The organism is Desulfothermus okinawensis JCM 13304, assembly GCF_054654515.1.
In genome coordinates this window covers 21,668-35,532 of sequence record NZ_BAAIEW010000018.1, presented here as the reverse complement: position 1 = coordinate 35,532, position 13,865 = coordinate 21,668, and the positions used below count along the sequence as shown (strand labels likewise).

Here is a 13,865-nt window from a genome sequence, read left to right as displayed (position 1 = left end):
TATGCATGAATTTAACTTTCCAATACTCTCAGTTATAACATTCTTTCCATTAGTGGGAATACTTTTTATAGCCTTTACAGAGAGAAAAGATGGGTATCTCCAAAAATGGATAGCCTTTTGGACAACCCTTATTAATTTTATTATTTCTCTTCCCCTGTTTTTTGCATTCAAAAATACAGCTCAGTTTCAATTTGTAGAGAAAATAGATTGGGTGCCATCCTTTGGAATTAGCTATCATGTAGGAGTTGATGGAATCAGTTTGCTTTTGGTATTACTTACTACCTTTCTGTGTCCCATTTGTATTGCAGCGTGCTGGAGTGATATTAAGGACAAGGTCAAAGAATTTTTAATTTGTTTTCTATTCTTAGAGATTTCCATGATAGGGGTCTTTTGCGCCCTGGACCTGTTTCTGTTTTATATTTTTTGGGAACTTATGCTGATACCAATGTTTTTACTCATATTGGTCTGGGGGGCTCCAGCCAGGAGGAAATATGCCTCTATTAAATTTTTTCTATATACAATGGCTGGATCCATGCTCATGTTAGTGGGAATTCTGGTATTATATTTTTACAATGCAAAAGTCACAGGAGAATATACCTTTGATTTATTAAAGTTAATAAAGTTGTCTCTACCTTTTAACTATCAATTCTGGCTGTTTTTGGCATTTGGAATTGCATTCGCCATAAAGGTACCCATGTTTCCATTTCATACATGGCTACCCGATGCCCATACTGAAGCTCCAACTATTGGTAGTGTCATCCTTGCTGGCGTACTGCTTAAGATGGGGACATATGGCTTTGTGAGGTTTAATCTTACCCTTTTCCCCAGGGCATCAGTATATTTTATGGAACTCATGGCGATTTTAGCCATCATTGGAATCATTTATGGCGCCTTTATGTGTTTGGTCCAAAAAGACCTAAAAAGACTTATTGCATATTCCAGTGTGAGTCACCTTGGTTTTGTTATGTTAGGTGTTTTTGCTCTAAATATGCAGGGACTGAGCGGTGGGCTCATTCAGATGATAAATCACGGTCTTTCAACTGGTGCACTATTTCTTCTGGTGGGAATGATCTATGAACGCAGACACACAAGGCTCATAGCAGAGTTTGGTGGACTTGCAAAGCCCCTTCCAATGTTTGCTACTCTGTTTATGATTGTTACCTTATCATCCATAGGTCTACCTGGGTTAAATGGATTTATAGGTGAATTTTTGATAATGGTGGGTGCATTTAGGGCAAAATGGTGGTTTGGAGTTTTGGCGGCCACAGGAGTAATATTGGCTGCATGGTATATGCTATGGATGTATCAAAGGGTTATGTTTGGAAAGGTAACAAAGGAAGAAAATTTAAATTTAAAGGACTTGGTGCCAAGGGAGATTTGGCTCCTTGTACCCTTAATAGTCTTTATAGTATGGATTGGCGTTCATCCAAATACCTTTTTGTCAAAAATGGAGCCATCTATTAAACAAATCGTCTTAAGGTATGAGAAAATAGATAAAAAAGAAGTCGACATGGCAGGGGTTAACATCTTGAAAAGTATAAAGGGCGAAAGATCATGATACCAGGAATCCAGTATATTAAAGACAGTGTTGGATTTTTACCATTTTTGATTTTGCTGGCTTCAGGACTTATTGTGTTGCTGGGCTCAGCAATAACGTCCCAGGGAGAAAGTGGACGCTACGGTAGTGGTGTCTCTATTGTGGGTACAATAATAGCCATCATGAGCTTAGGGGTGTTAAAGACATTTAAGAGCAATACTCTCTTTAATGGAATGCTTATAATAGATGATTTTACTCTATTTTTAACTGCTACTATTTTAATTGGTACACTGGTTGTAATACTTATTTCTAGAAATGCAGTGGCCAAAGAGGGTGCAGAGATAAATGAATATTATATGCTTCTTTTGTTCAGTTCCGCTGGTATGATACTAATGGTGCAGTCGATTAATCTCATATTGGTATTTCTTGCATTGGAGATATTTTCATTAGCTATATATATATTGGTGGGTATTACAAAGCAAAAGAAGGTATCTATAGAGGCTTCCTTAAAATATCTACTATTAGGTGCTTTTGCGGCTGCATTTTTCCTTTATGGAATGACATATATATATGGTGCAACAGGTACATTGGACCTTATACAGATCGCCAATAAAGTATCAGAAGGTAGTGTCACTTCAAATACGTATTTGGTTTTAGGCGCATCATTAATTTTATTTGGTCTTGGCTTTAAAATTGCGTTGGTGCCTTTTCATATGTGGACACCAGACGTATATGAAGGTGCCCCAACACCTATTACAGCGTATATGGCAGTTGGTGTTAAGGCGGCAGCATTTGCTGTGTTTATAAGGGTTTTTGGGCATGCCTTACCAAAATTCAATGTTGAATGGAATACCTTGCTCTGGCTTTTAGCTGTTTTAACAATGACTGTTGGAAATATCTGTGCATTACTCCAAGACAGTTTAAAAAGGATGCTAGCATATTCTTCTATAGCCCATGCTGGTTATATATTTGTGGCCATAGTAGCTGGCTCTAAATATGGATATGGTGCAATATTATATTATTTGCTCGTTTATACATTTATGAATTTAGGTGCATTTGGTGTAGTTGTTTATGTGGAGAACTTACTTGGTCAAAAGGACCATATTGATTCTTTTAAGGGATTTGGATTTAGAAAGCCAATAATAGGTCTTTGCATGGCAATATTTTTGTGTTCACTAATGGGGCTTCCTCCAACTGGTGGATTTATGGCCAAATTTGCAGTGTTTAGCTCAGCAGTAAGGGAGGGCTATATCTGGTTAGTGATAATAGGGGTATTAAACAGTGCAGTTGCTGCTTACTATTATTTAAGGGTTATAGTTGTAATGTATACAAGACCAGAGACCATGGAGAAACTTGGGTCCCCTGCTGGAAGTATATATAATGCAATAGGTCTAATTATTTCATTGACAGGTACTTTAATATTGGGGATTGTCCCATATAGGGTACTAGAGATGGCAATAAAGGCTGTGTCTCTTTAATATTTGAGTAGAAGGAGCCTTTTTTATGAAGTGTAAAATAAATGGAATTGAGTGTGATTTTAGTACTGGAGAGACTATACTAGAAATAGCTACAAGACACAACATATATATTCCCACGTTGTGTTATTTTAAGAAGAGTGGAACACCCACAGGAAAATGCAATATCTGTGTGGTAGAACTTGCAGATAGCAATGAGCTTGTGAGGGCGTGTGTTACTGAGGCCAGTGATGGCATGGAGATACTAACTGAAAGTGAAAAATGTATTAACCATAGAAAGGAAATTTTAGAAAACCTACTGGCAATGGGTTATCATGATTGTCCCACATGTGCAGTGCCGGGAAGCTGTGAGCTTCAAGATCTGGTCTTTAGGTACAAGGCGAGGGGTATAGATTTTTCAAAGGCCAAAAAGAAATACGTTGTAAAGTATATCACTCCATTTATTAGGTGGGACTCATCAAAGTGTATCCAGTGTGGTCGGTGCATTCAAGCGTGTTTTGACATACAGGTAAATAATGCCATTAGGGTATTTGAAGTAAATGGTGAGGTAAAAAGGATAGAAGACAATGAATTTGAACAGCCCCGGGCCCAAACCAAAAAATTTGTGGATAGGCTAAAGGCTGATTTTACAGAACCAGTCCTTCCTGCACCAGATGAAAATTTTTGTGTAAGTTGTGGTGAATGTGTACAGGCATGTCCTGTTGGTGCACTTTCGTCATCGTATGAATGGGTTGGTCCTAAAAAATGGGAAATGAAAAAGGTTGAGACTACTTGCTCCTATTGTGGAGTTGGTTGTCAGCTGGAGTTGTATGTTAAGGACAACAGGGTATTTTTGGTAAATGGTGCAAATAAGGCCCCAAATTTTGGATCCCTTTGTGTGAAAGGAAGATTTGGATTCAGGTTCATAAGCTCTGAGGATAGACTGAAAACTCCTTTAATAAAGGAAAATGGAGGGTTTAGAGAGGCCTCATGGGAGGAGGCATTGGATATTGTTGCCAAGAAGTTGAGTGAGATAAAAGACAAATATGGTCCAGATTCAATAGGCGTCTTTGCTTCAGCCAGAATAACGAATGAGGAAAATTATATTTTGCAGAAATTTACAAGGGCAGTTTTAGGTACCAACAATATAGATCATTGTGCCCGTCTCTGACACTCCTCAACAGTGGCCGGTCTGGCTGCAGCATTTGGAAGTGGTGCCATGACCAATAATATTGGTGATCTCATGAATGCAGAGGTGATTTTGGTTACAGGCTCTAACACAACTGAAAACCACCCAGTAATTTCAACCTATATTAAGAGGGCAGTAAAATTTAAGGGTGCCAAGTTAATAGTAGTTGATCCCAGGAAGATTAAATTGACAGAACTTGCAGATATCTGGCTCAGGCAGAAATTGGGGACTGATATTGCCTGGATAAATGGCATGATGCATGTGATCATAAAAGAGAAGCTATGGAATAAGGAATTTGTGGAAAACAGAACTGAAGGGTTTGAGGAGCTAAAAAAGGTTGTAGAAAAATATAATCCAGAATTCGTTGAAAAAATAACAGGTATTCCAAAGGAGAAATTAATAGAGGCAGCCAGGGTTTATGCCAGTGCAAAATCTGCAGCCATTTGTTATACCATGGGGATTACCCAACATATAACTGGAACGGACAATGTGAAGTCCCTAGCAAACCTTGCACTGCTCTGTGGAAATCTGGGAATCCCTGGTGGGGGCGTGAATCCCCTTAGGGGCCAAAACAACGTACAAGGCGCCTGCGATATGGGTGGATTACCCAATGTGTATACAGGCTATCAGGTGGTTACCAATGCGGATATAAGAGAGCGGATGGCCAGGGCATGGGGTGTCAAAAACCTTCCAGATAAGGTTGGATTAAAGGTCACAGAGATGGTACCAAAGGCCCTAGATAAGAGTATTAGGGCTTTGTATATTGTTGGAGAAAATCCTATTTTATCTGACGCAGATGTGTCCCATGTGAGGAAGGCCCTTGAGAATTTAGATTTTTTGGTTATACAGGATATATTCTTAACTGAGACTGCACAGCTTGCAGATGTGGTTCTTCCAGCTGCTGCTTTTGCTGAGAAAGAGGGAACATTTACAAATACAGAGAGGAGAGTATCCAGAGTCCGTAAGGCCATTGAACCTCCTGGAGATGCAAAAGCAGACCATGAAATTGTATGTGAGATCTCAAAACGTATGGGTTATGAAATGGAGTATGCAAGTGTTGAAGAAATCTTTGAGGAGATAAGGAGAGTTACTCCTTCTTATGCTGGAATGACCTATCAAAGATTGGAAAAAGAAGGTTTGTTTTGGCCATGTCCTGATATATCCCATCTAGGTACACCTATACTTCATACAGAGAAATTCCCAATTGGAAGGGGAAAATTTCATGCAATTGAATACCTGCCACCAGCAGAGCAGGTAGATGATGAATATCCTCTCTGGCTCACAACTGGAAGGATATTGTATCAATACCATACTGGCACAATGACCAGGAGGGTAGAAGGTATAAACAGAATTGCCCCAGAGTGTTTTGTGGAAATATCTCCTGAAGATGCCAAAAAATATGGCTTGGCTGATGGAGACAAGGTTGAGGTTGCATCAAGAAGAGGCAAGGTTGTAGCAAAGGTCAAGATATCAGAGGTTTCACGAGAAGGTACAATTTTTATGCCCTTTCACTATAAAGAGTCTCCAGCAAATATGCTCACCAATCCAGTTCTAGATCCCATCTCCGGTATCCCTGAATACAAGGTATGTGCAGTGAAAATAGCCAAGGTGGCCTGATTTAGGCCACCTCTTTTTGTATTGTGTTTTTTCTGAATATGCCTTAATATTTTCTATACTTTTTTGGGCTTCAATCCCTTTTTTTCTTAGTTTATAAAGGTAAAATTTTATGTGGTTTAAGGGCATAATCTTTGATTTTGACGGTACATTGGCTAATTTGACAATTGATTTTAACAAGATTAAGAAAAAAATTTTACTACTTAAAACCATATTTGAAGAAGATTATGAGGTAAAAGTAGATGTGCCGGATTTGCCTCTTCTCGAGTGTATTGAAGTAATCACTGAAGAATTTAAGAAGGTAGATAAAGAGCTGGCCAGGGAATTTAACACCAGGTGTAGATTGATACTGGTGGATATGGAGATGAGAGCTGCTAAGAGGGGAAATCTTTTTTCTTACACTCCAACAATATTAGAGCTATGCAAAAATAATGGGTCCAAACTTGCTGTTATCACAAGAAATTGCACACCTGCAGTGAAAATGGTATTTCCAGAAATAGACCATATGGTAGATGTATTCCTGCCCAGGGAGGATGTTCCCAAGGTGAAGCCAGATCCCATTCACATTGAAATTGCCCTAAGCCTACTTGGGACCAAAAAACAGGAGTCCATTATGATAGGAGATCATCCAATTGATATTACTTGCGCAAAAAGGGCAGGCATTCATAGCGGAGCAGTGGCAACTGGCAACACACCGTTGGAGGCTTTAAAAAGGGAAAATCCTGATTTTTTTGCAAAAGACCTTTATGAGTTGTTCAAAAAGTTTGAGGAAATTTAATTAGAAGGAGTTTTGTATGTGTATAGCAGTTCCTTTGAGGGTTGAAAAAATTGAAGACGAAATTGCTCATTGTAGGGTGGGGGATGGCACAATACAGGCGTCTTTATTGCTTTTAGACGAGGAAGTTAAGGTGGGGGATTATTTGCTTATCCACGCAGGTTTTGCCATTAGAAGGCTTGATGAAAACGATGCAATGCAGACCCTTGAATTGATGAAGGAGGCACTGCAAGCTACCTCAGGGCAAAGTTCGGCTCTGGGACTGGTTTAGTAGGAGGTTTATTATGAAGTATCTTATTTTTGAAGATTTTTCAGGAGAGGTAATCCCTATTATATTTCCAGAGAGAATACTGCACGAAGAAATGAGAGAGCAGATACCCTATTCAAAGGTAGTTTCTGGGGGATATGTATTTTTAGAAAATGGAGAGTTTATATGTACAGGCAAGGTAAAGGAGTTGAGCATAGCTTCACGGCAAGAGGATTCCCAGATAATAGGCCGTTTCTTTTATCCAACAAAATCCTAAATAAACTGGAGGGGTTGTATTATGAAAAAAATAGTGAGTTTGTTTCTAGTAGTGGGTTTTTTGTTTGTAGTTTCTCCGTGTAGCGGATTTTTTGATAGTAAACAGCTACCAAGTTTTAGTGATTTAGCGGAAAAGGCCAGTCCAGCGGTGGTAAATATAAGCACAGTAAAAGTGGTTCAAGTATCCAAAAGGCTTAGGAGGTTTTTTTCTCCCTTTGGAGAAAATGATCCCTTTAATGAATTTTTTAAAAAATTTTTTGAAAGTGTGCCCCCTTCAAAGAGAAAGGAACATGCCCTTGGATCAGGTTTTATAATATCTCCCGATGGATATATAGTAACAAATAACCATGTGGTATCAAAGGCCGATGAGATAACCGTTATTTTAAAAGGTGGGAAAAAATCTTTTAAGGCAACTGTTGTGGGTACTGATCCTGAAACAGATCTGGCTTTGCTCAAGATAGATGCCAAGGAAAAATTGCCATATCTCCATTTTGGGGATTCTGACAAAATGCGTCCAGGTGATTGGGTTATAGCTATTGGGAATCCCTTTGGTCTAGACCATACAGTAACAGCAGGGATTATTAGTGCAAAGGGAAGGGTCATTGGCGCTGGACCTTACGATAATTTTTTACAAACAGATGCTTCCATAAATCCAGGAAATAGTGGTGGTCCCCTTTTAAACCTTAAGGGAGAAGTTATTGGGATAAATACAGCTATAGTGGCCAGTGGCCAGGGCATTGGTTTTGCCATTCCAAGTAATATGGCCAAAGAAGTAATTGAACAGCTAAAAAAATATAAAAAGGTCAAACGTGGTTGGCTTGGTGTTACAATACAAGATGTGGATGAAAATACTGCTAAGGCTTTGGGATTGAACGAACCAAAAGGGGCATTGGTTGCTTCTGTTTTAAAGGGACAGCCAGCTCAAAAGGCAGGGATTAAGGTAGGAGATGTCATTATTGCAGTGAATGACAAGCCTGTATCAGATTCCCATGACCTTACCAGGAAAATCGGTCAGTTGCCACCACATTCAAAGACAAAAATCACCATCTGGAGAAATGGTAAGGTCAAAGAACTGTGGATTACACTGGGAGAGAGAAAGACAAATGTAGCCTTAGGAGAGGAAGGAACTCCTGAGGGTTTTTCTGACTATATCCTTGGGATGAAGGTAAGAGAAGTGACCCAGGAGGATGTGGACAAATACAATCTCGACAATGATAAGGGCCTTCTGGTTGTAGATGTAAAACCTGGGTCAAAGGCAGAGGAATCTGACATCAGGCCCTTTGATATTTTGCTAAAAGGGAATTTTAAGGAGTTAAATAGTGTAGACGATCTAAAAGAAGTAATAGAAAAAGATGCCAAGAAAAAAGGAGCCCTACTGCTCCTCATAAGGAGAAAAGGTCAGACAATTTTTAGGACTATACCTCTTAAATAAAAAAATGATAAAGCTGGTCTGTCCTTCAAAGGTAAATATTCTTTTGAAGGTATTAGATAGAAGGGAAGATGGATACCACAATCTTTGGAGTATCTTTCTTCCCTTAAAAAATCCCTGTGACTATTTATACATAGAAGAGTCCACAGGTACTGGACTTAATCTTTCTTGTGCTATAAAGGAACTAAGTAAGGATAATATCCTCACTAAGGCTTACACAGAATTTGGGAAAATTACGGGGATTTGGCCAGGATTAAATGTAGTACTTGAGAAAAATATTCCAATGGGCAGTGGACTGGGTGGGGGTAGTTCAGACGCTGCATCCCTTTTAAATTATTTAAAGGGATATTTAAATAATAATGAGGACGCAGATAGAATTATTTTTCATGTAGCCAAAAAATGTGGTGCAGACATACCTTTTTTTTTGAAGAATCGACCTGCCATAGTCCAGGGAATAGGGGAAAAAATAACTGGAATAGAAATAGATCTTAAAGGATTCTACATAGTTGTATTTTGTCCCAGTATTGGTATCTCAACAAAATGGGCCTATGAGGAGCTAGATAAAAAAAGGGGAACTCCCGATTACTATGGCTTGACAATTGATACCTTTGAGATTAAAAACATTCCCCACTTTGGTTATAGGTTGTGGATAAATGATTTTGAGGACGTGGTTTTAAAGGTCCAACCAGAGTTATTGAAAATAAAGGCATGGTGTTACAGGTTAGGTGCTAGGGCCTGTGTGTTAAGTGGAAGTGGTTCATCCATTGTGGCATTGTTTTCTGGACTTGATACAATTGATGTGGTAACAGATTTTTTTAAGCAGAGAGATGTAAGGGTATTTGTCAACAAAGGGGTGTAGCCAAGAGGCAAGGCAACGGGTTTTGGCCCCGTGATTCGGAGGTTCGAATCCTCCCACCCCTGTCAAAAAAATAAGAAGGGGCTCTACTTAAATTCCCTTCTATGGGTCACGCCTAATTAGTTTTGTTTCCGTAAGGATTTATTGTTAACAGAAAAAATCTAGGGAAGATTCTTAAACAATGGGTAGGAATGGAACATTGAAATTAGTCACAGGAAATTCAAATTTGCCTTTAGCAGAGGCTATTGCTGAGCACCTTGGTTGTCCCCTGACCCCAAGGATCGCCAAGCCCTTTAGTGATGGAGAAATTCGCATAGAGATAGGTGATAATGTTAGGGGCAGTGATGTTTTTGTGATTCAATCCACTTGCAAGCCTGTTAACGACAATCTAATTGAGTTGTGTCTAATGTTAGATGCCTTAAAAAGGGCAAGTGCTAAAAGAATCACTGCTGTGGTCCCCTATTATGGGTATGCAAGGCAGGATAGGAAGGTTATCCCCCGTGTGCCCATTAGTGCCAAGATGGTAGCTGATTTTATTTCTGTGGCTGGGGCCAGTAGATTGCTCACAATAGATCTTCATGCAGGCCAAATTCAAGGTTTTTTTGATATTCCAGTGGATAACCTTTATGCATCTAAAGTGCTTTTGGAATATCTAAAGGAGCTTGAGGGGGACAAGGTAGTTGTGTCTCCGGATGCAGGTGGAATGGAGAGGGCAAGGGCTTTTGCCAAAAAACTTAATTGTGGCCTGGCTATAATTGATAAACGCAGGGAAAAGCCCAACCAGGCAGAGGCCATGCACGTTATTGGAAATGTCAAATCAAAGCTGGCTATTATTGTAGACGACATGGTAGATACAGGTGGTACCTTAATGACTGCGGCAAATGCATTGCTTGAGAATGGGGCCCAGAGGGTAATAGCCTGTGCTTCTCATCCAGTTCTGTCTGGTCCTGCGGTTGAGAGATTGACAAAGTCGAATATTGAGAAATTAATTGTAACTGACACAATACCTTTGGGTAAGGAAGCCATAGAGTGTGGTAAAATAGAGGTTGTTTCTGTTGCTGGTCTGCTTGCTCAGGCCATTGAAAATATACACAATGAATCTTCAGTGAGCGTTTTGTTCACGTAATTTAGTGAAATTTTTTTAAGGAGACATACAGATGGTAGGGGAATTTGTTCTAGAGGTTGAAAAAAGAGAGGGTAAAGGAAAGGGTGTGGCAAGAAAGCTAAGGGCCAAGGGATATGTTCCTGCTATTTTTTATAACAACAAAGGGGAAAATATCCCTTTAACAGTCAAAACATCTCTTTTTGAGAAGATATATTCAAAGACCCATAAGACAAAGGTGGTTGACCTGAAGATCAAAAATGGTGAAGGAGAAGAGACAAGGCATGCTTTGATATGGGATGTTCAGAGGGATCCTGTAAAGAATTTCGCCCTGCATGTGGACTTTTTAGGTGTGGATCTCTCTCAAGAAGTTTATGTGGAGGTTCAAGTTGAACCTATTGGCAAGTCCAAAGGTGAGGAGAGGGGTGGAATTTTAAACATATACAGGGAAATTATTCCTGTGGTTTGTTTGCCAACAGCCATCCCTGAAAAGATTGAAATAGATGTGAGTGAGTTGGACATTAATGAAAATATCCATGTAATGGACATTAAGCTGCCAGAGGGCGTAAGATTAGATGATGTAGAGGACAATTTTGCAGTGCTGGGAGTTGAGCCTCCAGAAAAATCCAAAGAAGAAGAGGAAGAATCTGAGGAAAGTGAAGAGGTTTAATGTCTAGGTTCCCTCTAATTAGTCCACCCAAGCCGGCTAATCCTACCTCGGCTTAGGGTTCGGTTTTGGTCCAAAAACTATTTTTTCTAAAAAACTGTGAAAGAAAAGTATATGTTGGTGGGCCTGGGAAATCCAGGCCCAGAATACGAAATCACAAGACACAATGTTGGTTTTTTGTTTGTTGACCAGTTAAAGAGTAAAAGAGAAAGATATATACGCTCTCTACATGCAAATAAGCTCTGTGAATCTTTTATGTTAGCAGATCCTAAAATTCCCTGGTGTATAGTTGTAAAACCTCTCACCTTTATGAATTTAAGTGGTGTAGCAGTTGAGAAGCTAGCCAATGATTTTAATATTTCTCCAGAAAATATATTTGTGATTCACGATGATCTGGATATTGGGTTGGGTAGAATGAAGTTAAAGTTTGGTGGGGGTCATGCAGGTCACAATGGGCTTAAATCCATTATAAATCATCTAGGTACCAGGGATTTCTATAGATTGAGGATTGGCATTGGACGCCCTGGACCTGATAAGAAGATAAATATTAGAGATTGGGTATTGTCCCCCTTTGAAGATTTTGAGATGACTGTGGTGAAAAAGGTCTTAGATATAGGGATTCAGGGAATTTACTGTTTTTTTTCTCAAGGTAAAGATAATGCCATAAATTTTATCAATGGTTTTCGGGTGGAAAACTTTGCTCAATCTAAGCTAAAATAGTGGACTAAAAATATGTTTTCATGTAAACTTAACTGCACTTTGGAGGGACTATTATTTGAGATAGATCCTTATTATATTTTTTAGGGGCTTAGTTAAAGGGGGCTTAAACAGGTGTTTAAAAAAGATCAATTAGTAGTTTACCCAGCCCAGGGTGTTGGAATTGTAGAGAGTGTCACAGAAAAGGAAGTTGGAGGTATTAAGACAAATTTCTATATTATTCGCATACTCAGCAATAATGGTACTGTGATGATTCCTGTGAACAATGCAGAGAATGTTGGACTTAGATGTGTATGTGATCCAGAATATGGTCAAAATGTCTTGAAGTATTTAGCAGACTGGAGTGATTTTAAAGGTTATGCTGGTCAAAATTGGAATAGGCGATATAGGGAATATGCAGAAAAGTTAAAGAGTGGTGAGTTGATTGATGTGGCTTATGTCTTAAAAGAACTTATTTTGATTTCTCAGGATAAGGAGTTGTCTTTTGGAGAAAGACGTCTTATGGAACATGCAATGTCTCTTATAACCACTGAATTATCCTACTCATTAAGCAGGGATAAAGAAGATATAAAGGACGAAATCTCTCGGATATTTAAAGATATCATTCAAAACAAATAATTCCTTCGTAAAAAACCATCCATAGCAATATAGATAAAAGAAGTTCTTTTAATATACAAGGCAAGTGGTGTGCTTTGTTCAATAAAAAAATTTCACAAGAGGAAGAGTATATGAATCCAAAAGTAATGAATCTGTCTGAAATGAAGAAGAAAAGCATGGACGAGTTGATGAAACTAGCAGCACAGTACCATGTTGAAAATCCAAGTAGCCTCAGAAAACAGGAACTCATCTTTGCAATCTTGCAGTCTTATTCCCAAAAATATGGAAATATCTATGGGGAAGGGGTATTGGAAGTGCTTCCCGATGGGTTTGGGTTCTTGAGGTCTCCCCTTTATAATTACATGCCTGGACCAGACGATATCTATGTTTCTCCCTCTCAAATTAGAAAATTTGGATTGAGAAAAGGAGATGTTATATCTGGTCAAATTAGACCCCCAAAGGAAGGAGAGAGGTATTTTGCCCTCCTTAGAGTGGAGCAGGTTGGATATGGTCCGCCTGAGAATTCTAAAAATTTGGTTTTGTTTGATAACTTAACACCGGTTTATCCAAATGAAAAATTTAAAATAGAAAATGGTGCAGAGAATTATTCTGCAAGGATAGTGGACCTGCTCACACCAATTGGAAAGGGGCAAAGAGGGCTTATAGTAGCTCCACCTAGGACAGGAAAGACTGTGCTACTCCAGACTATTGCCAATTCCATAATGGTAAATCATCCAGAGGTATTCTTGATTGTTTTACTCATTGATGAGAGGCCAGAGGAAGTGACGGATATGGAGAGAACAGTAAAGGGAGAGGTTATAAGTTCCACCTTTGATGAGCCACCACATCGTCATGTACAGGTGGCAGAAATGGTGTTGGAAAAGGCAAAGAGGCTAGTTGAGAGGAAATATGATGTTGTGATCTTATTAGATAGTATCACTAGGCTTGGCAGGGCATACAATGCCATAACTCCCTCTTCAGGAAGGGTTTTATCAGGTGGTCTAGATGCCAATGCATTGCAAAGACCAAAACGCTTTTTTGGAGCAGCTAGAAATATAGAGCAAGGTGGGAGCCTTACAATTATTGCAACTGCTCTTATAGATACTGGATCAAGAATGGATGAAGTGATTTTTGAAGAATTTAAAGGTACAGGCAATATGGAGATATATTTAGATAGATACTTGGCTGAAAAAAGAGTTTTTCCTGCAATTGATGTAAATAGGTCAGGAACCAGAAAAGAAGAACTCCTTTTAGATAAAGATGTACTGAACAGGGTATGGATACTCAGGAAGGTTCTAGCTACCATGAGTCCACTTGATAGTATGGAATTTTTGTTAGATAAGATGAAGGGTACAAAGAACAATAGACAATTTTTGGACCTAATGAATAAATAGTTTAGAGAGGC

At 39.0% G+C, this 13,865-nt stretch carries 13 protein-coding genes and 1 tRNA gene; all 14 read left to right on the top strand.

Translation table 11 applies throughout. From position 1 onward, the window contains the following. Position 1 precedes the first annotated feature (1 nt). Complete coding sequence (locus ACYQ0O_RS08195; protein WP_459891987.1) at positions 2-1,558, top strand: NADH-quinone oxidoreductase subunit M; 1,557 nt, start codon at positions 2-4, stop codon at positions 1,556-1,558. Then, on the top strand, positions 1,555-3,015 hold the full coding sequence (locus tag ACYQ0O_RS08190; RefSeq protein WP_075069568.1) for an NADH-quinone oxidoreductase subunit N: 1,461 nt from the start codon (positions 1,555-1,557) through the stop codon (positions 3,013-3,015). The genes ACYQ0O_RS08195 and ACYQ0O_RS08190 overlap by 4 nt, the downstream gene beginning before the upstream one ends. Positions 3,016-3,040: 25 nt before the next feature. Further along, positions 3,041-5,797, top strand: a complete 2,757-nt coding sequence (gene fdhF / locus ACYQ0O_RS08185; RefSeq protein ID WP_459891984.1) for a formate dehydrogenase subunit alpha — start codon at positions 3,041-3,043, stop codon at positions 5,795-5,797. A 109-nt stretch (positions 5,798-5,906) separates the two neighbouring features. After that, positions 5,907-6,572, top strand: a complete 666-nt coding sequence (locus ACYQ0O_RS08180; protein ID WP_459891982.1) for an HAD family hydrolase — start codon at positions 5,907-5,909, stop codon at positions 6,570-6,572. A gap of 16 nt (positions 6,573-6,588) precedes the next feature. Next, positions 6,589-6,840, top strand: coding sequence for a HypC/HybG/HupF family hydrogenase formation chaperone (locus ACYQ0O_RS08175; protein WP_459891980.1), 252 nt, complete (start codon positions 6,589-6,591; stop codon positions 6,838-6,840). Between the two features lie 13 nt (positions 6,841-6,853). Further along, positions 6,854-7,093, top strand: a complete 240-nt coding sequence (locus ACYQ0O_RS08170; RefSeq protein ID WP_459891978.1) for a hypothetical protein — start codon at positions 6,854-6,856, stop codon at positions 7,091-7,093. Between the two features lie 21 nt (positions 7,094-7,114). Then, the gene (locus tag ACYQ0O_RS08165) at positions 7,115-8,524 is read left to right on the top strand and encodes a DegQ family serine endoprotease (RefSeq protein ID WP_459891976.1); all 1,410 of its coding nucleotides are present in this window, start codon (positions 7,115-7,117) and stop codon (positions 8,522-8,524) included. A 4-nt stretch (positions 8,525-8,528) separates the two neighbouring features. Next, positions 8,529-9,380 (top strand): 4-(cytidine 5'-diphospho)-2-C-methyl-D-erythritol kinase, encoded by an 852-nt coding sequence (gene ispE / locus ACYQ0O_RS08160; RefSeq protein WP_459891974.1) that lies wholly within the window; start codon positions 8,529-8,531, stop codon positions 9,378-9,380. Next, positions 9,371-9,442, top strand: a tRNA-Gln gene (locus tag ACYQ0O_RS08155). The genes ispE and ACYQ0O_RS08155 overlap by 10 nt, the downstream gene beginning before the upstream one ends. Positions 9,443-9,558: 116 nt before the next feature. Further along, on the top strand, positions 9,559-10,503 hold the full coding sequence (locus tag ACYQ0O_RS08150; protein ID WP_459891972.1) for a ribose-phosphate pyrophosphokinase: 945 nt from the start codon (positions 9,559-9,561) through the stop codon (positions 10,501-10,503). A gap of 31 nt (positions 10,504-10,534) precedes the next feature. Next, complete coding sequence (locus ACYQ0O_RS08145; protein WP_459891970.1) at positions 10,535-11,149, top strand: 50S ribosomal protein L25; 615 nt, start codon at positions 10,535-10,537, stop codon at positions 11,147-11,149. A gap of 96 nt (positions 11,150-11,245) precedes the next feature. After that, positions 11,246-11,866, top strand: coding sequence for an aminoacyl-tRNA hydrolase (gene pth / locus ACYQ0O_RS08140; protein WP_459891968.1), 621 nt, complete (start codon positions 11,246-11,248; stop codon positions 11,864-11,866). 111 nt (positions 11,867-11,977) lie between these two features. Further along, positions 11,978-12,481 carry a CarD family transcriptional regulator gene (locus ACYQ0O_RS08135; RefSeq protein ID WP_459891966.1) on the top strand — a complete coding sequence of 168 codons (504 nt, stop codon included), beginning with the start codon at positions 11,978-11,980 and terminating at the stop codon, positions 12,479-12,481. A gap of 125 nt (positions 12,482-12,606) precedes the next feature. Next, positions 12,607-13,854 (top strand): transcription termination factor Rho, encoded by a 1,248-nt coding sequence (gene rho / locus ACYQ0O_RS08130; protein WP_459892034.1) that lies wholly within the window; start codon positions 12,607-12,609, stop codon positions 13,852-13,854. The last annotated feature ends 11 nt before the right edge of the window (positions 13,855-13,865 follow it).